The organism is Streptomyces sp. RLA131, assembly GCF_056270125.1.
Window position 1 is genome coordinate 2914546 of sequence record NZ_JBWDOQ010000002.1, and the last position, 23858, is coordinate 2938403.

The 23858-nt window shown below is 71.5% G+C and carries 22 protein-coding genes; 15 read left to right on the forward strand and 7 right to left on the reverse strand.

The genetic code is table 11. The features are described 5' to 3' along the window. Window positions 1-100: 100 nt before the first annotated feature. From RWE79_RS14200 to RWE79_RS14235, 8 genes are all read left to right on the forward strand, one after another. The gene (locus RWE79_RS14200; RefSeq protein WP_475940432.1) at window positions 101-1438 is read left to right on the forward strand and encodes an ABC transporter substrate-binding protein; all 1338 of its coding nucleotides are present in this window, start codon (window positions 101-103) and stop codon (window positions 1436-1438) included. After that, entirely contained in the window at window positions 1438-2397 is a 960-nt protein-coding gene (locus tag RWE79_RS14205) for a carbohydrate ABC transporter permease (RefSeq protein WP_475940433.1), read from the forward strand. The genes RWE79_RS14200 and RWE79_RS14205 overlap by 1 nt, the downstream gene beginning before the upstream one ends. A 5-nt stretch (window positions 2398-2402) precedes the next feature. Continuing rightward, window positions 2403-3308 carry a carbohydrate ABC transporter permease gene (locus RWE79_RS14210; protein ID WP_475940434.1) on the forward strand — a complete coding sequence of 302 codons (906 nt, stop codon included), beginning with the start codon at window positions 2403-2405 and terminating at the stop codon, window positions 3306-3308. Next, the gene (locus RWE79_RS14215; protein WP_475940435.1) at window positions 3305-4567 is read left to right on the forward strand and encodes a 6-phospho-beta-glucosidase; all 1263 of its coding nucleotides are present in this window, start codon (window positions 3305-3307) and stop codon (window positions 4565-4567) included. The genes RWE79_RS14210 and RWE79_RS14215 overlap by 4 nt, the downstream gene beginning before the upstream one ends. Then, complete coding sequence (locus RWE79_RS14220; protein ID WP_475940436.1) at window positions 4558-5586, forward strand: N-acetylglucosamine kinase; 1029 nt, start codon at window positions 4558-4560, stop codon at window positions 5584-5586. Before RWE79_RS14215 ends, RWE79_RS14220 begins: the two co-directional genes overlap by 10 nt. Window positions 5587-5719: 133 nt before the next feature. Then, the gene (locus tag RWE79_RS14225; protein WP_475940437.1) at window positions 5720-7141 is read left to right on the forward strand and encodes a hypothetical protein; all 1422 of its coding nucleotides are present in this window, start codon (window positions 5720-5722) and stop codon (window positions 7139-7141) included. Between the two features lie 26 nt (window positions 7142-7167). Continuing rightward, window positions 7168-8169, forward strand: a complete 1002-nt coding sequence (locus RWE79_RS14230; RefSeq protein WP_475940438.1) for a glutamate ABC transporter substrate-binding protein — start codon at window positions 7168-7170, stop codon at window positions 8167-8169. Between the two features lie 48 nt (window positions 8170-8217). After that, on the forward strand, window positions 8218-9528 hold the full coding sequence (locus RWE79_RS14235) for a hypothetical protein (RefSeq protein ID WP_475940439.1): 1311 nt from the start codon (window positions 8218-8220) through the stop codon (window positions 9526-9528). Window positions 9529-9642: 114 nt separating this feature from the next. Here RWE79_RS14235 and RWE79_RS14240 read toward each other — a convergent pair whose 3' ends face one another. Then, the gene (locus RWE79_RS14240) at window positions 9643-9924 is read right to left on the reverse strand and encodes a hypothetical protein (protein ID WP_475940440.1); all 282 of its coding nucleotides are present in this window, start codon (window positions 9922-9924) and stop codon (window positions 9643-9645) included. Between RWE79_RS14240 and RWE79_RS14245 the strand changes: the two genes are divergently transcribed. From RWE79_RS14245 to RWE79_RS14260, 4 genes are read left to right on the forward strand one after another with little or no spacing between them, the layout of a single operon-like run. Beyond that, window positions 9890-12265 (forward strand): serine/threonine-protein kinase, encoded by a 2376-nt coding sequence (locus RWE79_RS14245; RefSeq protein WP_475940441.1) that lies wholly within the window; start codon window positions 9890-9892, stop codon window positions 12263-12265. The two genes, RWE79_RS14240 and RWE79_RS14245, sit on opposite strands and share 35 nt — an antisense overlap. A gap of 5 nt (window positions 12266-12270) precedes the next feature. Then, window positions 12271-13407, forward strand: a complete 1137-nt coding sequence (locus RWE79_RS14250; RefSeq protein WP_475940442.1) for a protein phosphatase 2C domain-containing protein — start codon at window positions 12271-12273, stop codon at window positions 13405-13407. 59 nt (window positions 13408-13466) lie between these two features. After that, a complete protein-coding gene (locus RWE79_RS14255; RefSeq protein WP_475940443.1) occupies window positions 13467-14822 on the forward strand; it encodes a vWA domain-containing protein in 1356 nt (451 codons plus the stop codon). A gap of 49 nt (window positions 14823-14871) precedes the next feature. Continuing rightward, complete coding sequence (locus RWE79_RS14260) at window positions 14872-15765, forward strand: FHA domain-containing protein (protein ID WP_475940444.1); 894 nt, start codon at window positions 14872-14874, stop codon at window positions 15763-15765. On the opposite strand, the gene RWE79_RS14265 is transcribed toward RWE79_RS14260, so the two are convergent. Further along, on the reverse strand, window positions 15746-16888 hold the full coding sequence (locus tag RWE79_RS14265; RefSeq protein WP_475940445.1) for a methyltransferase domain-containing protein: 1143 nt from the start codon (window positions 16886-16888) through the stop codon (window positions 15746-15748). The two genes, RWE79_RS14260 and RWE79_RS14265, sit on opposite strands and share 20 nt — an antisense overlap. Window positions 16889-17090: 202 nt before the next feature. On the opposite strand from RWE79_RS14265, the gene RWE79_RS14270 reads away from it, so the two are divergent. After that, window positions 17091-17495, forward strand: a complete 405-nt coding sequence (locus tag RWE79_RS14270; protein ID WP_475940446.1) for a globin — start codon at window positions 17091-17093, stop codon at window positions 17493-17495. Window positions 17496-17527: 32 nt separating this feature from the next. Here RWE79_RS14270 and RWE79_RS14275 read toward each other — a convergent pair whose 3' ends face one another. From RWE79_RS14275 to ettA, 3 genes are read right to left on the reverse strand one after another with little or no spacing between them, the layout of a single operon-like run. Then, window positions 17528-18220, reverse strand: coding sequence for a DUF8010 domain-containing protein (locus tag RWE79_RS14275; protein ID WP_475940447.1), 693 nt, complete (start codon window positions 18218-18220; stop codon window positions 17528-17530). Further along, window positions 18217-18684, reverse strand: coding sequence for an acyl-CoA thioesterase (locus RWE79_RS14280; protein WP_475940448.1), 468 nt, complete (start codon window positions 18682-18684; stop codon window positions 18217-18219). Before RWE79_RS14280 ends, RWE79_RS14275 begins: the two co-directional genes overlap by 4 nt. A gap of 2 nt (window positions 18685-18686) precedes the next feature. After that, a complete protein-coding gene (gene ettA, locus RWE79_RS14285; RefSeq protein ID WP_475940449.1) occupies window positions 18687-20351 on the reverse strand; it encodes an energy-dependent translational throttle protein EttA in 1665 nt (554 codons plus the stop codon). A gap of 382 nt (window positions 20352-20733) precedes the next feature. Here ettA and RWE79_RS14290 point away from each other — a divergent pair, with 382 nt between their 5' ends. Then, entirely contained in the window at window positions 20734-20919 is a 186-nt protein-coding gene (locus tag RWE79_RS14290) for a hypothetical protein (RefSeq protein WP_475940450.1), read from the forward strand. Between the two features lie 115 nt (window positions 20920-21034). Further along, window positions 21035-21739, forward strand: a complete 705-nt coding sequence (locus RWE79_RS14295; protein WP_475940451.1) for a DUF2637 domain-containing protein — start codon at window positions 21035-21037, stop codon at window positions 21737-21739. A 92-nt stretch (window positions 21740-21831) separates the two neighbouring features. On the opposite strand, the gene RWE79_RS14300 is transcribed toward RWE79_RS14295, so the two are convergent. Beyond that, complete coding sequence (locus RWE79_RS14300) at window positions 21832-23235, reverse strand: Cys-Gln thioester bond-forming surface protein (protein ID WP_475940452.1); 1404 nt, start codon at window positions 23233-23235, stop codon at window positions 21832-21834. Window positions 23236-23437: 202 nt separating this feature from the next. Further along, window positions 23438-23857 carry a single-stranded DNA-binding protein gene (gene ssb / locus RWE79_RS14305; protein WP_475940453.1) on the reverse strand — a complete coding sequence of 140 codons (420 nt, stop codon included), beginning with the start codon at window positions 23855-23857 and terminating at the stop codon, window positions 23438-23440. Window position 23858 lies beyond the last annotated feature (1 nt).

A 23858-nucleotide genomic window follows, 5' to 3' on the forward strand; every position in this document is an offset into this window, starting at 1 on the left:
CTTCACGCCCCTTCGCACATCTCCACACCCCTTCGCACACCCCCTTCGCCTCTCTTCGCCTCTCTTCGCCCCCTCTCCCACAGCCCCCGGAGGAAGCGCAGTGTCCGGTTCCACGAAGACCGCGGTGGTCGCCGCCGCGGCCGCCGCAGCGATATCCCTGCTCCTGAGCGCGTGTACGGGATCCAGCGACAACACCGCGAACGACGACCCCGGCAAGGACGTCACCATCACCTTCTGGCACGGCTGGTCCGCGCCCGGCGAGGTGAAGGCCATCAACGCCAACATCAAGGCCTTCGAGAAGCTGCACCCCAACATCCACGTCAAGGCGCAGGGCAACATCACCGACGACAAGATCAACCAGGCGCTGCGCGCGGGCGGTTCCAAGGCCCCGGACGTCGTCTCGTCCTTCACCACCGACAACGTCGGCAAGTTCTGCTCCTCGAACGCCTTCGCCGACCTCTCGCCCTTCCTGAAGAAGTCCGGCATCGACCCGGCCAAGACCTTCCCGAAGGCGATGCTGGAGTACACCCAGTTCCAGGGGGACCGCTGCGCACTGCCGCTGCTCGGCGACGCCTACGGCCTCTACTACAACAAGGACGCCTTCAAGGCCGCCGGGATCACCTCGCCGCCGAAGACCCTGTCGGAGTTCAAGGCCGACGCGGTCGAACTGACCAAGGCCAAGGGCGATTCGTACTCCCAGCTCGGCTTCATGCCGGACTTCCACGGCTACGAGTCCACCACCACGCACCTGGTCGCGCAGTGGAGCCCGACGTACTTCGACAGCAGCGGCAGGTCCAACGTGGCCAAGGACCCGGCCTTCACCTCCATGTTCACGTGGCAGCAGAGCATGGTGAAGGCGCTCGGCGGCTTCACGAGGCTGGAGAGGTACCGGACGACCTTCGGTGACGAGTGGGACGCCAAGAACCCCTTCCAGACCGGGCAGGTCGCCATGGCCATCGACGGCGAGTGGCGGGCCGGGATGGCCGAGGAGGCCGGGGTGAAATTCCAGGTCGGCGTGGCGCCCTTCCCGGTGCCGGACGACCAGGCGGACACCTACGGCAAGGGCTACACGACCGGCACGATCATCGGCATCGCCAACACCAGCGCCAAGAAGAACGCGGCCTGGGAACTGGTGAAGTACATGACCACGGACACCGACGCGGTCGTCGGCTTCGCCAACGCCATCCACAACGTGCCGTCCACCTTCGCCGCCCTGAAGTCCCCGAAGCTCAGCACCGATCCCGCCTTCCGGACCTTCGTCAGGATCGCGCAGAACGCGGGCAGCACCACCACCCCGCCCAGCGTCAACGGCGGCACCTACCAGCTGACGCTCCAGGACTTCGGCTACGCCTGGGAATCCGGCAAGCAGAACGACCTCGCGGCCGGCCTCAAGGGTGTCGACACGCAGGTCGACAAGGACATCGCGCAGGCCGGGTGATGAGCACCGTGACCGGCACCGTCCACCCCATGCTCAAGGCCAAGCGCCGCCGCGACGCGCTGCGCAACCTCGCCTTCCTGTCGCCCTGGCTGATCGGCTTCGCCGTCTTCTTCGCCTACCCGCTGATCTCGACCGTCTACTTCTCCTTCATGAAGTACGACGGCTTCGCCTCCCCCACCTGGAACGGCCTGAAGAACTGGTCGTACGTCTTCAACGACTACCCGTTCTTCTGGCCCGCGCTGCGCAACACGCTGTGGCTGGTCGTGGTCATGGTCAGCCTCCGGGTCGTCTTCGGTCTCGGCATCGGGCTGCTGATCACCCGGATCAGGACCGCCCCCGGTTTCTTCCGTACCGCCTTCTATCTTCCCTACCTCGCCCCGCCGGTGGCCGCGACCATGGCCTTCGCCTTCCTGCTCAACCCCGGCACCGGTCCGGTCGACCATCTCCTCGGCGACCTCGGCCTGCCGCAGCCCGGCTGGTTCAACGACCCGGACTGGTCCAAGCCCGCACTGACCCTGCTCGCGCTGTGGGGCATCGGCGACCTGATGGTCATCTTCATGGCCGCCCTGCTCGACGTGCCCAAGGAGCAGTACGAGGCCGCCGAGCTGGACGGGGCCGGCTCCTGGGCGCGGTTCCGGTACGTGACGCTGCCGAACATCTCGCCGATCCTGATGTTCGCCGTCGTCACCGGCGTGATCCAGACCATGCAGTTCTACACACAGCCCCTGGTCGCCGGGAAGGTCGCCAGCGGCGTCATCGGCGGCTCCGGCCAGCAGTTCGAGCCGGGCTACCCCGAGAAGTCCACCCTCACTCTCCCCCAGCTCGTCTACAACCTCGGTTTCCAGCGCTTCGACACCGGCTCCGCGTGCGTGATCGCCCTGGTGCTCTTCGCCCTCGCGATGGCCTTCACCGCGCTGCTCATGCGCCGCCGCAGCGGCTTCCTGTCGGCGGAGGACTGATCGCCATGACCATCGACACGACCATCGCGCCCCCGGCCCCGGCGGCGGCCCCCGCCGCCTCCCGCGACGCCCGGCGGGCGGCGTCCCGACGGGCCGCCCTGGAGTGGGTGGCGGTGCACGCCCTCGGCATCGCGGCCGCCCTCTTCTTCGTCCTGCCGTTCGTCTTCGTCCTGCTGACCGCCGTGATGACCGACAACCAGGCCCTCAGCGGTGACCTGTGGCCCAGGACCTGGGCCTGGGGCAACTTCGGCACCGTGTGGGAGACCCCCGGTTTCCTCACCTGGTGGCGCAACACGCTGCTGTACGCGGGGCTGGGGACGGTACTCGCCGTCGTGTCCAGCCTGCCGGTGGCGTACGCGCTGGCGAAGTTCCGCTTCCGGGGCCGCAATCTGGCGATGATGCTGGTCATCTCCACGATGATGCTGCCCCCTCAGGTGATCATCGTCCCGATGTACCTGTTCTGGGCCAAGCAGCTCGGTCTGTCCGGCACCCTGTGGCCGCTGATCATCCCGCTCGCCTTCGGTGACGCGTTCACCATCTTCCTGCTGCGGCAGTTCCTGCTGACGATCCCCAGGGAGTACACCGACGCCGCCAGGGTCGACGGCTGCGGCGAACTGCGCACGCTGCTGCGGGTCGTACTGCCGATGGCCAGGCCGGCCGTGGCCGCCGTCGCCCTCTTCCAGTTCTTCTGCTGCTGGAACGACTACTTCGGCCCGCAGATCTACGCCAGCGAGAACCCGGCCGCCTGGACACTGAGTTACGGCCTGGAGTCCTTCAAGGGCGCCCACCACACCAACTGGAATCTGACGATGGCCGCCACGGTGCTGGTGATGGCTCCGGTGATCGTCGTCTTCTTCTTCGCACAGAAGGCCTTCATCGAAGGCGTGACCCTGACAGGAGTCAAGGGATGAAGCTAGCGGTGGTGGGCGGCGGGTCCACCTACACGCCCGAACTGATCGACGGCTTCGCCCGGTTGCGGGCGAGCCTGCCGATCGAGGAGCTCACCCTCGTCGACCCCGCCGCCGAGCGCCTCGCGCTCGTCGGCGGGCTCGCCCGGCGGATCTTCCACCGCCAGGGCCACCCCGGCCGCATCACCACGACCTCGGACCTGGACGCGGGCGTGGCAGGCGCGGACGCCGTGCTGCTCCAGCTGCGCATCGGCGGACAGGCGGCGCGCGACCAGGACGAGACCTGGCCCCTGGAGTGCGGCTGCGTCGGCCAGGAGACCACCGGCGCGGGCGGACTGGCCAAGGCGCTGCGCACGGTGCCCGTCGTCCTGGACATCGCCGAACGCGTGCGCAGAGCGGCTCCCGACGCCTGGATCATCGACTTCACCAACCCGGTGGGGATCGTGACCCGCGCACTGCTCACGGCCGGACACCGCGCGGTGGGGCTGTGCAACGTCGCCATCGGCTTCCAGCGCCGCTTCGCCCGGCTGCTGGACGTCACCCCCGAACAGGTGCACCTGGACCATGTGGGGCTCAACCACCTCACCTGGGAACGCGGCGTGCGCATCGGCGGCCCGGACGGCGATGACGTCCTGCCCGGGCTGCTGGCCGAGCACGGCGACGCCATCGCCGCCGACCTGCGCCTGCCGCGCCCGTTGCTGGACCGGCTGGGCGTCGTGCCCTCGTACTACCTGCGCTACTACTACGACCACGACGAGGTCGTACAGGAGCTCCGCACCAAGCCCTCACGTGCTTCCGAGGTCGCGGAGATGGAGCGGCGGCTCCTGGCGATGTACGGCGATCCGGCGCTCGACGAGAAGCCGGAGCTGCTCGGCAGGCGCGGCGGCGCCTTCTACTCGGAGGCGGCGGTCGCCCTCGCGTCCTCCCTGCTCCGCGACAGCGGTGACGTCCAGGTCGTCAACACCTTCAACGACGGCACGCTTCCCTTCCTCCCCGACGACGCCGTCATCGAGGTGCCCGCGACCGTCGGCGCCGCCGGCGCCGTGCCGCTGCCCGTCCCGCCCCTCGACCCGCTGTACGGCGGCCTGGTCGCCGGTGTCACCGCCTACGAGGACCTGGCGCTGGACGCGGCCCTGCGCGGCGGCCGGGACCGGGTGTTCAGGGCGCTGCTGTCCCATCCCCTCGTCGGTCAGTACGCGCAGGCCGAGGCCCTGACCGACCGTCTCGTCGCACACAACCGGGAGCATCTCGCGTGGGCCTGACCCGACAGCCCCTGGTCCTCGCCGTCGACGCCGGCAACAGCAAGACCGACGTGGCGATCGTCGCCGCCGACGGATCGGTGCTGGGCGCCGCCCGCGGCGGCGGCTTCCAGCCCCACATCACAGGCTCGGCGGCGGCGGTCGGCACCCTCGGCCTGGTCGTCGCGCGGGCGGCGGAGGCGGCCGGGCTGTCCCCCGCGCCGGGCGCGCCACTGGTCGAACACGTCTCGGCCTGCCTGGCCAACGCCGACCTGCCCGCCGAGGAACGGGAGCTCGAACTCGCCGTCGCCGGGCAAGGGTGGGGCCGCGGCACCCGGATCGCCAACGACACCTTCGCCCTGCTGCGCGCGGGCGTCGACGAGCCGCGCGGGGTCGCCGTGGTGTGCGGGGCGGGCATCAACTGCGCCGGGATGCTGCCGGACGGCCGGACCGCCCGCTTCCCGGCGGTCGGCCGGATCTCCGGCGACTGGGGCGGCGGTTACGCCCTGGCCGAGGAGGCCCTGTGGTGGGCCGCCCGCGCCGAGGACGGCCGGGGCGGTCCGACCTCCCTGGCCGCCCTGCTGCCCGCCCACTTCGGGCTGCCGTCGATGTACGCCCTGATCGAGGCGCTGCACCTGGGGCACATCGCGTCCGCCCGCAGGCACGAACTGACCCCGCTGCTCTTCCGGGCCGCGCACGACGGTGACGCCGTCGCCCGGAGCGTCGTCGTCCGCCAGGCCGAGGAGGTGGTCGCCCTCGCCGCCGTCGCCCTGGAGCGGCTGGATCTGCTCGGGGAGGAGGCCGACGTGGTGCTCGGCGGCGGGGTCCTGGCCGCCCGCCCCGCGCTGCTGATGGACACCATCGCGGACCGGCTGGGGGCCCGCGCCCCCAAGGCCGTGATCAGCGTCGTCACCGCCCCGCCGGTGCTGGGCGCCGCCCTGCTCGGCCTGGACCGCACCGGTGCCGGGCACGAGGCACGGGCGCGGCTGCGGGCGCACTACGGGGCCGGGGAACCGGAGGGGCGTGCCGAGCGTGATGAGTGACGAGGAGCCTGGGGGCAGGAGCGCGCACGGAAGATCCACGTATTGCCTGTCGGATTGTCGGTGCCTGCGGCCATACTGCTGACCAGGAGATCGTTCCTCGCGAAGACGGGGAACGGTCCAGGGGGGAGGGTCAGTGACGCACACGCAGTATTCCGCTCATCCGGGCAGCGGCGGGGACGTGATCGTGTCCGCGTCCGCGGCGGGCCCGGACACCGGACGCCGCAGGCCCGCCTGGGCCGAACAGGCCTCCAGACTGCGGGAGTCGGCGACCACCGAGCCCGGCAGGCTGCGCGTCATCGGCCTGCTGCTCGCGGTGCTCGTGGTGGCCTTCGGGGCGATCACCGCCTGGCAGATCACCGACCGCGCCGCGGCCGCCGACGACGTGGTCAACCGCAGTGAGCCGCTGAGCTCCCGGGCCGCCGACATCTACCGCAAGCTGGCGGACGCCGACACCACCGCCGCCGGGGGCTTCCTCGCCGGCCGGCAGGATCCGGCGGACGCGCGCGAGCGCTACCAGGACGACATCAAGATCGCGTCCCGGTACATCGCCGAGGCCGCCGCCGCCACCGACGGCTCGGACGAGGCCGGCGCCCAGATCCAGCAGCTCAACGAGCAACTCCCGGTCTACACCGGCTACATCGAACGGGCCCGGGCCAACAACCGGCTGGGCTATCCGGTCGGCGGCGCCTATCTGCGCGCCGCCAACAAGAAGATGACCACGGAGATCCTGCCCGCCGCCAAGAAGCTGTACCAGATAGAGACCGCCCGCCTCGGCGCCGACTACGAGGACGCCAAGGCGCTGCCGTGGGCTGCCTGGGGGCTCGGGGTGCTGGCCCTGGGCGGCCTGGTGTGGGCGCAGCGCCGCAGCTACCGGCGTACGAACCGGGTGTTCAACCGGGGCCTGCTGGCCGGCACCGTGGCGACCGTCATCGTCCTGATGTGGCTGGTCGTCGGGCACAGCGTGGCCCGTGTCCGGCTCAGCGACTCGTACGACAACGGCGCGAGGTCGCTCCAGGTGCTCAACACCGCCCGGATCGAGACCCTGCAGGCCCGGGCGAACGAGAATCTGACCCTGGTGGCCCGGGGCAGCGGCGCGGACTACAACGACGCGTACCTGTCGGAGATCCAGGATCTCGCCGGCAAGGGGGCGGACGGCAGGACGGGCCTGCTGGCCCAGGCGCTGTCGATGGCCGACGACGCCCAGGGCCGGGAGCCGGTCAGGACGGCCATGGTGGACGCCAAGGCCTGGTGGGGACTGCACGCCAAGGCCCGGAAGTCCGACGACTCCGGTGAGTACCAGGACGCCCTCGCCCAGACCATCGGCGGCGAGTTCAAGAACCACACGAAGGCGAAGGAGTACACCGCCATCTGTTTCGGCGGTGTCGACGACGCCCTCGACAAGGCCGTCGGGCACGAGCACGCGGACTTCCTCCAGGCCGCCGACGACGGGCGGGGAGCACTGGACGGGCTGGCGGCGGGCGCCGCGCTGCTCGCGGTGCTCGGTGCGGCGGCCGCGCTCGTCGGAATCGGGCGCCGGCTGTCGGAGTACCGGTGAACAGCGGGAGGAGCGGAGGCGGGAAGATGCTGCGGACGAGCGTACGAGGCGGACTGCGCGGCTGGGGCGGGGTGGCCGGGATGGCCGCCGCGTGCGTGCTGGCGGTGGCCGCGAGCGCGCTGCCGCTGCACAGCCCCGCCTACGAGGCGAGCGGACGGGCCTGGAGGGACGGCCCGTTGTCCGTCAAGGCCGCCCCGGCCTCGGCCGACGACAGCTGCGGCAAGCACCCGGAGGCCAGCCTGTCTCCCTCCACGGCGAGCGGCGCCGCGGTCGAACGCATCCGGAAGGCGGGCAAGCTCGTCGTCGGCGTCGACCAGAACAGCTATCTGTGGGGATACCGCGATCCGGACAACAGCGACATCGTCGGCTTCGACATCGACCTGGTGAAGGCCATCGCCAAGGACATCCTCGGCGACGAGAACGCGGTGCAGTACAAGACGGTGCCGACCGCCAAGCGTTTCGAGGCGATACGCGACCGCCAGGTGGACATGGTGGTGCGCACCGTCACCATCAACTGCGACCGGATAGTCAACGAGAAGGTCGCCTTCTCCACCGCCTATTTCAAGGCCGGCCAGCAGCTTCTGGTGCCCCGTGAGGGCTCCGCCGTCAAGGGGCTCGACGACTCCCTGAAGGGGAAGAAGGTCTGCACGGCCGACGGTTCGACCGGCGCGGACAAGCTGAAGGAGGAGCCCCACGGTTCCCGGCGGGTCCTGGTCACCAGTCAGCTGGACTGCCTGGTGCTGCTCCAACTCGGCCAGGTGGACGCTGTGTTCACCGACAACGCACTGGCCGCCGGACAGGCCGCCCAGGACCCGTCCGTGACTCTCGTGGGCCACCCGGTCACCACGGAGTACTACGGCGTGGCCATGAACAACAAGGACACCGACCTGGTACGCCGGGTCAACCACGTCCTGGAGAACTATCGCAGCGGCGGTTCCGGCAGCGCGTGGGAAAAGGCGTACGGTACCTGGCTGAAGGCCGTACTCCCGGACATCGACGGGCCTCCCGAGCCCCTGTACAAGGACTGAACAGAGAACCAGGACACGGCGGCGATACCGATACGGAGAGAAGGTGCGATGGCGGTCGCTGGACCATCCGGACCGGCACTGAGCCGTGAGGAGGCGGACCGGGCGCTCACCCGGCTCGCCGAGGAGCACGAGGCCATCGAATCGTCCCTTCTCGCCCTCCAGGACCACTCGGGCCGGCGGCTGCTGGAGGGCGCCGCGCTCACCGGCACCACCAAGGACCGGTGGGCCGAGACCGAGCAGGCCATCTCGCTGCTGTGGGCGCACTTCGACGCGTACGCGGGCGCCCTGGCAGCCGCCCGCAAGCTGCGGTCCCGCCGCCGCTGGCCGACGCAGACCGAGCTCAACGAACTGACCGAGCTGCTGCGCGGCTCCGGGGTGACCGTGGCCGGCGGCACCGTGCCGGAGGCCGCACGAAGCCTCACCGGCCCGGCCAGGCTCAGCGAACGGCTCAGCCTGGAAGAGCTCCTGGAGCGGATGAACGCCTGGTACGCGGAGGCCATGGAGGTCATCGCGGCGGCCGACGGTGTCTGGTCCGCGCTGCCGGCCCGGATCGACCTGCTGGCCGCCGAGGCGCGGCGGGTGCGCTCGCTGGCCCACTCCGTCGGTGTCCGTCCGGGCGCCCATCCGTCCGGCGACGACCTGGAGGAGCTGCTGGAGGAACTCGCCGCGCTCCGCGCCCAGGTGGTCTCCGACCCGCTCGCCTTCTGGACCGCGGCACCGGCCGGCTCCAAAAATCCCGGGGGCCGGCCCGACACCTCCCGCTACGACCGCTCGGGCCGTGAACTGGAGGACATCCGCCGCGAGGTCGAGGCCGTCCTCCATGTGCGCGACGACGCCGACCAGCGGCTGATGCGCCTGCGCGACGTGCTGTCGCGCGCGGACCGCACCCTCGCCGAGGCACGCATCGCCCGCGGCGAGGTGCTCGCCAAGATCGCGGCCTCCGAGGTCCCGGCGGTCAGCGGCGCGCCCGCCGCGCTCCACGAGCAGCTGGCCGCCGCCGCCGAGTACCGGCGCACCGGCCAGTGGCACCGCCTGTCACCACTGCTGGACAGCCTGGAGGGCAGCGCCGACGAGGAGTTGCTGCGCGCCCGTGACTCCCTGACCGGCGTCACCGAGCCGCTGGCCGTCCGCGCCGAGCTGCGCGGCCGGCTGGACGCCTACCGGGCCAAGGTCGCCCGGCACGGCATGGCCGAGGACCCGCTGCTCATCGAGCGGTACGACCAGGCCCGCCGCCTGCTGTGGAGCGCGCCCTGCGACCTGCGGGCCGCGGAGCACGCGGTGCTGCGCTACCAGCAGGCCGTCGCTGAGACCGTACAGCCGGGTCCGCCGGGGCCCACGGACCGCCGGCGGGAACCATGACCATCGCGCCGGGCGTCTGCGAAGCAGACAGTACGAGGGGGACGTGGACATCGTGAGCAAGTGCCAGCGGCCGGGCTGCGACGGGACGATCGAGGACGTCGGCAGCGGTGACTTCTACTGCGACACCTGTGGCCTCGCACCGGTGGCCGCGCCGGCTGCCGGGGCCGGTTCGTCCCCCGGCTCGGCCGCGTCCTCCCGTACGTCGGGATCGGCGGGATCGGCGGCGTCCTCGGAGGCTGCGGGGTCTGCGGGGTCCGTGGGGTCCTCGCGTTCCACCCGTTCGTCCCGGGCCTCCCGGCGCTCGGTGTCGGGCCGGCTGTCGCGTTCGCTGAGCGGCAAGGCCTCGGGCCGTTCGGTCTCCGTGCGCAGTTCGCGCTCCAGCGGCAGCGGCCCCACCCGGGGCAAGCTCGGCGCCGGCCTGGTCACGGTACCGCCGATCCCGCGCCCCGACCCGGCGGCGGCGGTGCTGGACAACCCCCAGGTCCCCGAGCGCAAGCGCTACTGCAGCAAGAGCGACTGCGGCGCGCCGGTGGGCCGTTCGCGCGGTGACCGGCCCGGCCGCACCGAGGGCTTCTGCACCAAGTGCGGGCACCCGTACTCCTTCACCCCCAAGCTGCGGGCCGGCGACGTGGTGCACGGACAGTACGAGGTCGCGGGCTGCCTGGCGCACGGCGGCCTCGGCTGGATCTACCTCGCCGTGGACCGGGCGGTCTCCGACCGCTGGGTGGTCCTCAAGGGCCTGCTCGACACCGGCGACGAGGACGCACTCGCCGCCGCGGTCTCCGAGCGCCGGTTCCTCGCCGAGATCGAACACCCCAACATCGTCCGCATCTACAACTTCGTCGAACACCTCGACCAGCGCTCCGGCACCCTCGACGGCTACATCGTCATGGCGTACGTCGGCGGCAAGTCGCTCAAGGAGATCGCCAACGAGCGCCGCTCCCCCGACGGCAGACGTGAACCGCTCCCCGTCGAGCAGGCCATCGCCTACGCCGTGGAGGCGCTGGACGCCCTCGGTCATCTGCACAGCCGCAACCTGATCTACTGCGACTTCAAGGTCGACAACGCCATCCAGACCGAGGACCGGCTCGAACTCATCGACATGGGCGCGGTCCGGCGCACGGACGACCAGGACAGCGCGATCTACGGCACCGTCGGATACCAGGCCCCCGAGGTCGCCGAGGTCGGGCCGTCCGTGGCCTCCGACCTGTACACGGTGGCGCGCACCCTCGCCGTCCTCACCTTCGACTTCCAGGGCTACACCAACGTCTTCGTCGACTCCCTGCCCGACCCGGACAACATCGAGGTCTTCTCGACGTACGAGTCCTTCTACCGGCTGCTGGTCCGGGCCACCGACCCCGATCCGGGCCGGCGGTTCGCGTCCGCGCAGGAGATGTCCGACCAGCTGATGGGGGTGCTGCGCGAGGTCGTCGCGCTGCAGAGCGGCCGGCCCCGGCCCGCGATGTCCACCCTGTTCGGCCCGGAACTGCGGGTGGTGGACACCGAGCTGGTCGGCGCCCTGACCGAGGACACCTCGGCGCTCGGCGCCCGTACGCCCGGTTCGCCGGGCGCCTCGGGCCGGTTCCCGCTCGCGCTTCCGGCGCCCCGGCCGGCCGCCGCCCTCGCGTCGGTGCCCGCCGCGGGTCCCACCCCGGTGCCCGCCGCGGGACCGACTGCCGGGCCGGCCGCGGGGCCCGCTGCCGGGTCCGCGCCCGTCGCCGTGTCCGCCTACAGCCCCACCGTGCCGGTCGCCGCCTATGTGCCGTCGCAGGAGGCGAGTTCGGCGCTGCGGCCGCCCAGGACGGTGCGGCTGGACGTGCGCAGTGCCGCGCTGGCCCTGCCCGTGCCGCACGTCGACGCGGGCGACCCCAACGCGGGTTTCCTGGCGGGCCTGGCCGCGGCCGCGCCGGCCGAGCTGGTCACCGCGTTGCAGTCGGCGCCCGTCGACTCCGTGGAGAAGCAGCTGCGCGAGCTGCGCGCCTTCCTGGAACTGGACGACGCCGACGGTGCCCGCCGCGTGCTGCGCTCCCTGGCCGACGCCGAGGACGGCTCCGCCGACTGGCGGGTGGTGTGGCACCGCGGCCTGACCGCGCTGGCCGACGGTGACCACGAGACAGCCGCGCTGTCCTTCGACGCGGTCTACGACGCCTTCCCGGGCGAGCCCGCGCCCAAGCTGGCGCTGGGCATCTGCGCCGAGGTGCTGGGCCAGCTGGACAACGCAGCCGAGTACTACCGGCTGGTGTGGACCACCGACCAGAGCTATGTGAGCGCCGCGTTCGGTCTCGCCCGGGTACGGCTGGCGGCGGGCGACCGCTCCGGCGCCGTCAGCGCCCTGGAGTCGGTGCCGGAGTCGTCGAGCCACTTCGCGGCGGCCCGGGTCGCGGCGATACGTGCCCGGCTGCGCGAGCGTTCGCCGAGCGAGCAGCTCCACGACGACCTGCGGGCCGCCGCCGCGCAGGTCGAGGCACTGCGGCGGCTCGGCATCGACACGGACCTGCGCGAGCGGCTCACCACCGAGGTGCTGGGCAGCGCGCTGGACTGGGTGCTGCTCGGCCGGCCGGGCGCCCCCGCAGGAGGGGGCGGAGGGGAGCTGCTGGGCTCCCCGATGGACGAGCGGGGGCTGCGATTCGGGCTGGAGCGTTCGTACCGGGCGCTGGCCCGGCTCGCCCAGCAGGGCAGCACAAGGATCGAACTGGTGGAACGGGCCAACCGCTTCCGCCCCCGGACATGGGTGTGAACGCTATGCCGCAACCGACGGTGTGCCCCGAGTGCGCCGAGCCGCTCGACCCGGAGGACAAGTTCTGCGGCCTCTGCGGCGCCGACCTGAAGGCGGCCGGCCCCGACGGCGACTACGAGCTGGCGCCCCCCGCCGGGGACAACGACACCCTCACCTTCGGGCTGGACACCGCACAACTGCCGCAGACCCGGATCACCGACCGCCCGGACCCACGGGAGGAACCACCCGCGGTGGAGTCCGCCCGCGCGGTCTGTGTGGCCTGCGGCGTCGGCCATGTCGACGCCGACGGCTACTGCGAGCACTGCGGGCACGCCCAGCCCCGGCCCCGCGACCACCAGGAGCAGGAGCTGGAGGGCGTGGCCGCCGTCACCGACCGGGGCCTGCGGCACCACCGCAACGAGGACGCCTTCGCGCTGTCCGCGACCTCGCTGCCGGACGGCAGCCCGGCGGTCGTGGCCGTGGTGTGCGACGGGGTCTCCTCCGCGTACCGCCCCGACGACGCCTCCGCGGCCGCCGCCGCGACGGCCAACGAGGCGCTGCTCACCGCCCTGGAGCACGGCACCGGCCCCCAGGACGCGATGCGTCAGGCACTGCTGACCGCCGCCCAGGCGGTCACCGACCTCGCAGCCGAGGAGGGCGGCGCCGGAGGCGGCGGCCCGCACCACAACTCCCCCGCCTGCACCTGTGTCAGCGCCATCACCTGCGCCAAGACCTTCACCGTCGGCTGGATCGGGGACAGCCGCGCCTACTGGGTCCCCGACGACCGTTCCGTACCGGCGGCCCGCCTCACCGAGGACGACTCCTGGGCGGCCCGGATGGTCTCGGCCGGTCTCATGACCGAGGCGGAGGCGTACGCGGACGAACGCGCCCATGCCATCACCGGCTGGCTCGGCGCCGACGCGGTCGAACTCGACCCGCACACCGCTTCCTTCGAGCCCGACGGACCGGGTGTAGTGGTGGTGTGCACCGACGGACTGTGGAACTACGCGGAGTCCGCCGCCGAGCTGGCCTCCGCGGTGCCCGCCGACGCGCGGCTGCGCCCCCTGCACTGCGCGCAGGCCCTGGTCGGACTGGCCCTGGACGGCGGCGGCCACGACAACATCACGGTCGCGATCCTGCCCTTCCCCGTGCCCAAAGCCTGAACTGACGACCTGACGATCTGACGAGACCTGACGAGACCTGACAAGCAGGAGCACAAGCGATGGCCAACTTCTCCAAGTCCAACGTGCCGCGGTTCTCCGTCGATATCTACCAGAACGAGTACCTTCCGGAAGGCGGCCGTGAGGTCAACGCCATCGTCACGGTGACCTCCACCGGTGGCGGCACCACCGGCGGGGTGTCGCGGCCGGGCCTGCCCCGTCCTTCGGCCGGGGAAGGTACCGCCGGGCCGGGCGCCGCCGTGGTCATCATGGTCGACTGCTCCGGGTCGATGGACTACCCGCCGACCAAGATGCGCAACGCCCGGGACGCCACCGCCGCCGCCATCGACACAATCCGCGACGGCGTCGCCTTCGCCGTCGTCGCCGGCACCCACCAGGCCCGCGAGGTCTACCCGGCCGGAGGCGCCCTGGCGATCGCCGACTCCTCCACCCGGCACCAGGCGAAGCAGGCGCTGCGCAAGCTCAGCGCGGGCGGCGGCACCGCGATCAGCACCTGGCTCAAGCTCACCGACCGGCTGCTGGCCACCGCCGACGTGTCCATACGGCACGGCATCCTGCTCACCGACGGCCGCAACGAGCACGAGAAACCGGAGACGCTCAAGGCCGTCCTCGACACCTGTGCGGGCCGCTTCACCTGCGACGCGCGCGGAGTCGGCACCGACTGGGAGGTCAAGGAGCTGACCGGTGTCGCCTCGGCGCTGCTCGGCTCGGTCGACATCGTCGCCGACCCGTCCGGCCTGGAGGCGGACTTCCGGCAGATGATGGAGACCGCCATGGGCAAGGAGGTCGCCGACGTCTCGCTGCGGATGTGGACCCCGCAGGGCGCCGAGATCGGTTACGTCAAGCAGGTCGCACCGACCGTCGAGGACCTCAGCGCGCGGCGCACCGAGGCCGGTCCCCGGGCCGGCGACTACCCGACCGGTTCCTGGGGCGACGAGTCCCGCGACTACCACGTCTCCGTCCGGGTGCCGGCGGCCGGCGTCGGCCAGGAGATGCTGGCGGCCCGGATCTCCCTCGTACTCCCGCAGCCCGACGGCACCTCGCAGGTGCTGAGTCAGGGCCTGGTGCGGGCGGTGTGGACCGACGACATGGCCGCCTCCACCCGGATCAACCCGCAGGTCGCGCACTACACCGGCCAGGCCGAGCTGGCCCAGGTCATCCAGCAGGGCCTGGAGGCCCGCAAGCAGGGCGACATGGACTCCGCCACCGCCAAACTGGGCCGCGCGGTCCAGCTCGCCAGCGCCTCCGGCAACGAGGACACCGCGAAACTGCTGGCCAAGGTGGTCGACGTGGTCGACGCCGCGAACGGTACCGTACGGCTGAAGGCCAGGGTCGCCGACGCGGACGAGATGACCCTGGAGACGCGGTCCACGAAGACGGTACGCGTCAAGAAATAGCGCGAAATAGCGCGCGCGACAATCAGAGGGGTGGAGGGGGAACAGCGACATGTCGATCTGCCCGAACGGACACCAGTCCGGGACCGACGACTGGTGCGAGGTCTGCGGTATGCGCATGGGCTCGTCCCAGCCCCCGCCCGCCGGCTACGCGGCCCCGCCGCCCCCGCCGCCGTACTCCGGGGGCTACGCGTACGAGCCCGAGCCCACGGCGGCCCTGGAGCCCTGCCCGGTCTGCGGCACCCCTCGCGAGGGCATCGCCCAGTTCTGCGAGGAGTGCCGCTACAACTTCGTCACCCACGCCGGCGCCACCTTCGTGCCGCCCGGCCCCACCGTCGCGCCGCCGCCCTTCCCGCCCTACCAGCGCTACGAGTCCCAGCGCTCCCGCCCGTCCCAGATGAACCGCCCGGCCGAGCCCATCGCCCCCGAGTCCGTCACCTCCGGCTCCGGCGACTTCCTGCTGCCACCGCCCTCCCACCAGCAACAGGAGCAGCAACAGCAGCCGTACGAGTACGAATACGGGTACGAGGCCCCGCCGGCCGCCGGCTGGACCGCCGTCATCGCCGCCGACCGCGACTACTTCACCGCGATGATGGCCCGCAGCGGCCCCGACGCCCAGGGCCTGTACTTCCCCTCCTACTCCCCCGAGCAGCGCCTCCCCCTCGCCGGCGACCAGCTCACCATCGGCCGGCGCCGCCACTCCACCGGCGAGTCCCCCGACATCGACCTGTCGCGTGCCCCCGAGGACCCCGGCGTCTCCCACCAGCACGCCCTCCTGGCCCGCCAGCCCGACGGCACCTGGTCGGTCGTCGACCAGAACTCCACCAACGGCACCACCCTCAACGACGCCGAGGAGCCCCTCGACCCCTACGTCCCGGTGCCCCTGCAGGACGGCGACCGGGTGCACGTCGGGGCATGGACGACGATCACGATCGTGCGGGGCTGAGCTCCCACGCGTTCGGTCCGTCCGGGCCGTCCAGCCAGGTCCACTGGTGGTCGCCGTGGACCGTCATGCCGAAGCGCTCCCGCCCCGGACGGTTCTCCCGCTCCCACAGCCCGTAGGCCTCCTCCACCAGGGCCCACAGGTCGCGAGGGCCCGCCAGGAGCACCGCGCCGTCGCGGTCGGCGCGGGCGGCCGAGCCGTCGGCGGCGGTGAGCGCGACACCCCGCCCGCCGAACGCCCAGCGCATCTCCAGTTCACCGGCGACCAGTGTGAGCAGGAAGCGGAAGAGCTCGTCGTCGAGAACGCCCGGCGGCGTGGTGGTGGTCCGTACCCGCTCGCGCGGACCGATCGCCTCGGGCGCGGGATGGGCGACGGCATCCGCGCCGCGCAGCGAGACGAAGTAGGCGGGGGCGGGCAGGAAGGTGCCCTGCGCGTGGCCGTCGCCGGTGACCCTCAGCGCGATCAGACCGCCGTTGAAGGGCGCCAGGATCAGTCCGCCCGGCCGGCACTGGCGCAGCCACGGGGCGGGGACCCGTGGCAGTTCGCAGGTGGCCACGATCCGGTCGTACGGGCCGCCGGCGGCCCAGCCCAGCGCCCCGTCGCCGGTCACGACGGTGACGGCGGCGAAGCCGGTGCCGGCCAGCCGGGCGCGGGCGCCGTCGGTGAGGGCGGCGTCCAGGTCGACCGTGGTCACCGCCGAGGCGCCGAAGCGGTGGGCGAGCAGCGCGGCGTTGTAGCCGGTGCCGGCACCGATCTCCAGCACCTTGTGCCCCTCGCGCATCCGCAACGCCTCCAGCATCGCGGCCATCAGGGACGGCTGGCTGCTGGAGGAGAGCGGCCGGCCGCCCCGCAGGTGGGTGACCAGCGGCTGGTCCGCGTAGGCGCCGGCGAGCCAGCGGGCCCGGGAGCGCGGGTCCGCGGCGTCGGCGGACAGCCGCGAGAAGCCACCGCCGACCGGATTCGGCCGGTAGTAGACCGGCACGAAGACATGACGCGGAACCGCCGTGAACGCCGCCAGCCAGTCGCGGTCCGCGAGAGCGCCGGCGTTGACGATCCGGCGCACCAGCCGGGCCCTCAGCGGGACGGCCGCTTCGGCGTACGGATCGCCGGGCTCGACATCGGTCATGTCTCCACTGTGCGTCGGCCAAGGCCGTTGGTCCTAGGACCGGGGTCCTCGGTCCCGGCGTCTGAGAGCATGGAGGGGTGCTGCCATCTCCCGAACGACTCTCCCCCTGCCCCCGGCGGGGACACCCCCACGTATCCCCGCGTACGACCCGGCCACCGGGCTCGTCCGGCTCGTCCGGCGCGGCCGCACGAGGTGAGGGCCGGTGAACGAGATCCCGCGCGGCACCCTGTCGCAGCAGACGTTCTACGAGGCGGTCGGCGGCGAGCCCACCTTCCGCCGCCTGGTACACCGCTTCTACGAAGGCGTGGCACAGGATCCGGCGCTGCGCGCCATGTATCCCGAGGAGGACCTCGGCCCCGCCGAGGAACGCTTCACGCTGTTCCTGATGCAGTACTGGGGCGGCCCCCGCACCTACAGCGACAACCGGGGCCACCCGCGGCTGCGGATGCGGCACGCGCCGTTCCAGGTGGACCAGGCCGCCCATGACGCCTGGCTGGGTCACATGCGCGTCGCGGTGGACGAACTGGGCCTGGAGCCCGGTTACGAGCGGCAGTTGTGGGACTACCTGGTCTACGCGGCCGCGTCGATGGTGAACACGCCGGGTTAGCCCGGGTCGGGGCAGCTCGGGCGGAGTGACGGTCAGGCGGGCGTGACGCTCAGCCCGAGGCCGGACGAGCTCCGGCGGACGGCCACCGAGCCGTAGGGCGTACGGAGCCGGAGCCAGGGACCGGCGGCGAGCAGAACCGGCCCGTCGTCGGATGAGGCGCCGCGCGGCGTGGGCACCGGCAGCCGCACCGGCCGCAGAAAGCCCAGGGCATGGGCGGCGTGGACCGCCCGCAGGGGGAGCCCGGTGGCGCCCAGCTGCCGGGACCAGATGTCGTCGGCGATGGCGTCCAGGGCACCACGGGTGCGGGCCTGCGGCACCAACTGCTCGGTGCGGGAACGGAATTCGGCGACACCGGCGGCCGCGGCGGCACGGATGTCGCTGGTGCCGGGCAGCCCCTCCACCCGCTGCCAGCCGGTGCGCGGCGGCAGCAGCCCGGCCCAGGCGGGGCCGGTGACGGAGCCGGGGACGGAGACCGTGCCCGACGTCTCGTCGATGCCGTCGAGCAGCTGCCCGGCCGAAACCGTGGCATCCAGCTCGACGGGGGCGGCGAGTTCGGCGGTACGGATCGCCAGGACCCCGCCGAAGGGCGGCTGGCCGAAGACGGCGAGCACACCCCCGGCGGCCCGGAGCCGCACGACGGCGGCCTTGTCCCAGCGGAGCAACCGTGCCAGGAAGGCGGCGAACGCCCCCGCCTCCCTGGCCTCCGTCATGCGCAGGGCGGTCATGCCGCGACAGCTCCGTCGTCCTCGCCGGCGCCGGACTCGGCCGCGGCCTCTGACCCGGCCTCGGCCCGGGAGGCGTCGTCGTCCCGGTACTCCTCCAGGAACGCCCGCTCCTCCGCCGTGATCCGGCGCGGCCGCTGCGCCTCGAAGTCGAACGGCACGATGACCGTGGCGGCCCGGACATAGACCTGGTCCGGGTCCTTGACCTCGTAGGACACCGTGAACGACGCCGCGTTGATCTTCGTGACCCACAGCTCGACATCGACCGGTGTGTGCCGGTGCTTGAGCTGCCGCTTGTAGTCGATCTCGTGGCGCGCCACCACGGACCCCTGCTGGAAGTCCTTGTCCGGGCGGAACAGGAAGTCGATACGCGCCTCCTCCAGATAGCGGAGGAAGACCACGTTGTTGATGTGGCCGTACGCGTCCATGTCCGCCCAGCGCAGCGGGCAGCGGTAGATATGCCGCAAGATCAGCCCCGGGTCAGCTTCTTGTAGGTGGCACGGTGCGGGCGGGCCGCGTCAGGACCGAGCCGCTCGACCTTGTTCTTCTCGTACGACTCGAAGTTGCCCTCGAACCAGAACCACTTGCTCTCGCCCTCGTAGGCGAGGATGTGCGTGGCCACCCGGTCGAGGAACCACCGGTCGTGGGAGACGACCACGGCCGCGCCGGGGAATTCGAGCAGCGCGTTCTCCAGCGAGCCCAGCGTCTCGACGTCGAGGTCGTTGGTCGGCTCGTCGAGGAGCAGCAGGTTGCCGCCCTGCTTGAGGGTGAGCGCGAGGTTGAGGCGGTTGCGCTCACCGCCGGAGAGCACCCCGGCCGGCTTCTGCTGGTCCGGGCCCTTGAAGCCGAAGGCGCTGACGTAGGCGCGGGACGGCATCTCGACCTGGCCGACGTTGATGTAGTCCAGCTCGTCGGAGACGACCGCCCACAGCGTCTTCTTGGGGTCGATGTTGGCGCGGCTCTGGTCGACGTAGGAGATCTTGACGGTCTCGCCGACCTTGATCATGCCGGAGTCGGGCTCCTCCAGACCCTGGATCATCTTGAAGAGCGTGGTCTTGCCGGCGCCGTTGGGGCCGATGACACCGACGATGCCGTTGCGGGGCAGGGTGAAGGAGAGGTCGTCGATGAGCAGCTTCTCGCCGAAGCCCTTGGTGAGGTTCTGGACCTCGACGACGATGGAGCCCAGACGCGGGCCCGGCGGGATCTGGATCTCCTCGAAGTCCAGCTTCCGCATCTTGTCCGCCTCGGCGGCCATCTCCTCGTACCGGGCGAGCCGGGCCTTGGACTTGACCTGGCGGCCCTTGGCGTTGGAGCGGACCCACTCCAGCTCTTCCTTGAGGCGCTTGGCGCGCTTCGCGTCCTTCTGGCCCTCGACCTTCAGGCGCGAGGCCTTCTTCTCCAGGTACGTCGAGTAGTTGCCCTCGTACGGGTGGGCACGGCCGCGGTCCAGCTCCAGGATCCACTCGGCGACGTTGTCCAGGAAGTACCGGTCGTGGGTGACGGCGACGACGGTGCCGGCGTACTTGGCCAGGTGCTGCTCCAGCCACTGGACGGACTCGGCGTCCAGGTGGTTGGTGGGCTCGTCGAGAAGCAGCAGGTCGGGGGCTTCCAGCAGCAGCTTGCAGAGCGCGACGCGGCGCTTCTCACCACCGGAGAGGTTGACCACCGCCCAGTCGCCGGGCGGGCAGCCCAGGGCGTCCATGGCCTGCTCCAGCTGGGCGTCGAGGTCCCAGGCGTTGGCGTGGTCGAGCTGCTCCTGGAGCTTGCCCATCTCGTCCAGCAGCGCGTCGGAGTAGTCGGTCGCCATCAGCTCGGCGATCTCGTTGAACCGGTCGAGCTTGCCCTTGATCTCGGCAACGCCGTCCTCGACGTTCTCCAGGACGGTCTTGGTCTCGTCCAGCGGCGGCTCCTGCAGCAGCATGCCGACGCTGTAGCCGGGAGAGAGGTACGCCTCGCCGTTGGAGGGGTGCTCCAGGCCCGCCATGATCTTGAGCACGGTGGACTTGCCCGCGCCGTTCGGTCCCACGACGCCGATCTTGGCGCCGGGCAGGAAGTTCAGGGTGACGTCGTCCAGGATCACCTTGTCGCCGTGCGCCTTGCGCGTCTTGCGCATGGTGTAGATGAACTCAGCCAAGAGAAACCGTCCGGCATTCGATGATGGGCAGATAGCAGATACCCCCATCTTGCCGTACAGCCGCCCCCGGGCGGAAACGCGTGCGTTCGGCGGCCCTGGATCCGGGGCCCGGATCCAGGGTCCCGGCCGGCCGCCCCGGGCGCCGCGCGGCGGCGGCCGGGCCGCGGGCGGGCGGGCGCCGGGCGGCTGCCGCGCGGTCGGCTCGCGCCGGCACGCCGCACCGAATGAATGAGAATCATGAATTCCGGCATTTGGTCACTCATGTAGCGCAAATCCGAATGATCGGATGCCTCGTTGTGCAGCTGTGACAACAGGCCATGCGTCTCTCGCATCATCGGCTCACTCCGGCGCGACCTCCCGGGCGTCCCGCCTGGGGGAGTGGGTGCTGGTCCCCGGTTCCGCGAGCAGTTCCGGGCTGGGTCCGACCACGTACATCGAACGTGGCGCGGACCGGATCAGCCTGAACAACTGTTCTTCGGTGCTGGAGTCCTTCGCCCGGGCCATGGACCACATCGAGGCCGATTTCGCCCGCCGCTGCGGCTGTGCCCCGGCGGTCCTGCGGACATGAGGACCCGGCCGCTCCGCCCCCACCTTTCATCAACGGCTCCGGCAGGACCCTCCCCATGCATGACAGGTACGACCCCTTCGGCTCACACGGTGTTCAGACGCACATTGACGGTGAGATGTACTCATCCTCCTCAGGCGAGTGGCGTACCCATGAACCGGTTGCCGGGCAGGACCCGTTCTCGGCTCCGGACTTCGATGTCCTCAACGGACACTGGCAGTCCGAGGGCGACCTGACCCGGCTGCTCCAGGCATCCGGCCGTCTCGACGAGGACACCCAGCCGACGCTCGATCTGCCGTCCCACTCCGTCCGCCCACCGACCAGGCACCGCCGCAGCCGCATCCGTCTGCGCAGGACGCTGCCAAGAACATGGGCCAAGACACAGGTCCTCAGTCTGGCCATCGCGGCCCTGATCGCCGCTCTGGTCGCGATGGTCAGCGCCCTCAGCGGAATCGTCGCCCACGATCCCCTGCGCCATCTCGCCTCGCCCACGGGCCCCCAGCAGATCACGTCCTGGTGGCCGACCCTCATCTACGGCCCCTGGACCGTCGCCTCGCTGTCGGTCCTGCGCCACGCCGTGCACCAGCGGCGCGCGCCCCACTCCTGGGCCATCGTCCTGATGTTCTCCGCGTTCGCCGTCGTGCTGTGCATCGCCTACGCCCCCAAGACCATCAGCGGTGTGACCGTCGCCGCCCTTCCCTCCATCGCCGCGCTGTCCTGCTTCCACCAGCTGTCGCGCCAGATCACCCTGACCAAGCCCCCGCAGCGGCGCCTCCCGGGCCAGCGCCGAGCCCCCGACTTCGCCCACCGGCCCCGCCCGTGAGTGCGTGAGAGGGGCGGACCTGCGCGGTCCGCCCCTCTCGTGGCCGGGTCTCACGGCCGGGTCACTGCCTCGTCACTGCCTGATCGCTCACATCACTCGGCGGGGCTCGCCGGCTTCCTCCTGCGGAGGAGGAAGACCGCGCCGCCGCCGATCACGACCAGTGCGATGGCGATGCCCGCGATGACCGGGGTCGCGCTGCTGCTGCCGGTCTCGGCCAGGTTCTCACCGGTGGTGGTGACGCCGGTCGAGGCCGTGCTGGGCGAGGAAGAGGGGCTGGCGGAGGCCGTGGTGGTGGTGCCCCCGCCGGTGGAGGTCGCCGTCTTGCAGTCGAGGACGCCCTCGAAGGTCTTCTCGAAGTCGTCAGGACCGGTGATGGTGATCTTGTACGCCTGGTCCTCCTCCACCGGCACGGTGATGGTCTCGGACTTGCCGGGCGCCACCGTGTACTCCTTGCCGGAGAGCTGGAAGGTGAAGTCCTCGTCGCCCTCGTTGGCCGCGGTGACGTCCACGCCGCTCTTGGCGCAGTTCACCTCGGCCGACACGGCGGGTATCGCGCCCTTCTTCGCCCAGGTGCCGCCCGCGGTGGCGGTGACGGTGCTGTCGCTGGAGCCGGCCAGGATCTGCGTCTGGCTGGTGCTGTCGGTCGCGGTGAACGCCCGGCCGACGGGCACGGTGGTGGTCGCGGTGGCGGTCAGCGAGGCGGTGCCCTCGGTGCCTGCCGGAACGTCGAAGTAGATCTGCGAGCCGTCGGTGGCGGTGCTCACCTCCTTGCCGTTCTTGTCGACGAGCCTGACACCGGAGGGGGCGCTCGGCGCGAGGGCCACGTCGACGCTGTCGGCGTTGGTGTGCACGGTGACCGGGCCGAGCTTCTCGCCCGCCTTGCCGGAGACGGCCGTCGGGCCGAGGCTCAGCGAGGCGTCCGGCTCGGCGGCGTCCTGGGCGTGCTTCTGCAGGTAGTCGGCGAGCTTCTCGGCGGCCGGGTCCGAGGCGTCGACGTCGACACCGTCGGAGAAGCGCCAGATGGCGACCTGGGTGCCGGCCGCGGCGGTCTGCTCACTGAGGGTGCCGGCCCCGGCCGTGGCCGCGAGCGCGGCGAGGTCGTCCACCTGCGGGTAGGAGTGCTGCAGGATCCAGTTGATCTTGCCGGCCTCGTTGTTGTCGTGCAGCGACGAGGAGTCCCAGGGCACCTCCTTGTAGGTGGCGTCCTTCAGCGTGTGGTGGTTGATGTCGATGCAGTACGTCTGGATGGCGCCGCCACCGTCGACGGACATCTCGAAGAGTCCGGCGGAGACCTCGCGGTCGACGCCGTCCTCATGGATGACGGCATCGCCGTAGGTCTTGAGGCCGCCCAGCGTGGCCGTGGCACCGCCCGCGGAGGGGGTCTCTTCGTCAGCGGCAGCGGAACCGGCGCCGGCTATCGCCCCCGCGGCGATCAGGCCGGAGGCCAGAATCGTGGCGGCAAGGCGGGTAGTGCTCCGCCTCCGTACAGTGAACATGGATTTCCCCTCCGGGCGAGGCCGGTCAGTGGGGGGGTGCCTCGCCAGCAGTATGCGAACCGTGCGGTGTCCACGCATCCTAGGAACCGGCGGTATCGACGCCCCCACGATTCACCACACCGCCCACTTTCGAATCGGAATCGTTATCGGCCGACGTGAATAGAACCCGCATTGTCGATAAATCCCCGACCGACTGTCAGGACTATCCGGACACCCCCGCCGGAGTCGGAGATTCCGGAATGAGGAGTTCAGGGCGACCGACCTGGGATCCGCGCCGGAACGCCGACGTTCCGCGCGACAGGTCGTGCCCCACCGCCACCGCGTCGATCTCGGCGGAGATCCACTTCTTGCCGTCCCGCTCCTCGTCGCGGACCCGCAACCGGCCCTGCACGAGCAGTGGTTCACCGAGCCCGATCGAGGCCATGACGTTCGCGGCGAGCGACCGCCAGGCCCATACGGTGTAGAAGCTCGTGTGCCCGTCGCTCCAGGCACCGCTCTCCCGGTCCCAGCGGCGGGCGGTGGTGGCCAGCCGGAAGCGGGCCACCGGCACCTCCGACGGTGTCCTTCGGAATTCCGGCTGCGTCGCGACATTGCCGACGATGGTTACCAGCGTCTCGTTCATT

Excerpts from the sequence above, each read along its gene's own strand:
- RWE79_RS14205 (WP_475940433.1), top strand. The coding sequence starts at position 1,438 with ATGAGCACCGTGACCGGCACCGTCCACCCCATGCTCAAGGCCAAGCGC.
- RWE79_RS14210 (WP_475940434.1), top strand. The coding sequence starts at position 2,403 with ATGACCATCGACACGACCATCGCGCCCCCGGCCCCGGCGGCGGCCCCC.
- RWE79_RS14215 (WP_475940435.1), top strand. The coding sequence starts at position 3,305 with ATGAAGCTAGCGGTGGTGGGCGGCGGGTCCACCTACACGCCCGAACTG.
- RWE79_RS14230 (WP_475940438.1), top strand. The coding sequence starts at position 7,168 with ATGCTGCGGACGAGCGTACGAGGCGGACTGCGCGGCTGGGGCGGGGTG.
- RWE79_RS14235 (WP_475940439.1), top strand. The coding sequence starts at position 8,218 with ATGGCGGTCGCTGGACCATCCGGACCGGCACTGAGCCGTGAGGAGGCG.
- RWE79_RS14250 (WP_475940442.1), top strand. The coding sequence starts at position 12,271 with ATGCCGCAACCGACGGTGTGCCCCGAGTGCGCCGAGCCGCTCGACCCG.
- RWE79_RS14255 (WP_475940443.1), top strand. The coding sequence starts at position 13,467 with ATGGCCAACTTCTCCAAGTCCAACGTGCCGCGGTTCTCCGTCGATATC.
- RWE79_RS14260 (WP_475940444.1), top strand. The coding sequence starts at position 14,872 with ATGTCGATCTGCCCGAACGGACACCAGTCCGGGACCGACGACTGGTGC.
- RWE79_RS14265 (WP_475940445.1), bottom strand. The coding sequence starts at position 16,888 with ATGACCGATGTCGAGCCCGGCGATCCGTACGCCGAAGCGGCCGTCCCG.
- RWE79_RS14275 (WP_475940447.1), bottom strand. The coding sequence starts at position 18,220 with ATGACCGCCCTGCGCATGACGGAGGCCAGGGAGGCGGGGGCGTTCGCC.
- RWE79_RS14295 (WP_475940451.1), top strand. The coding sequence starts at position 21,035 with ATGTACTCATCCTCCTCAGGCGAGTGGCGTACCCATGAACCGGTTGCC.
- RWE79_RS14300 (WP_475940452.1), bottom strand. The coding sequence starts at position 23,235 with ATGTTCACTGTACGGAGGCGGAGCACTACCCGCCTTGCCGCCACGATT.
- ssb (WP_475940453.1), bottom strand. The coding sequence starts at position 23,857 with ATGAACGAGACGCTGGTAACCATCGTCGGCAATGTCGCGACGCAGCCG.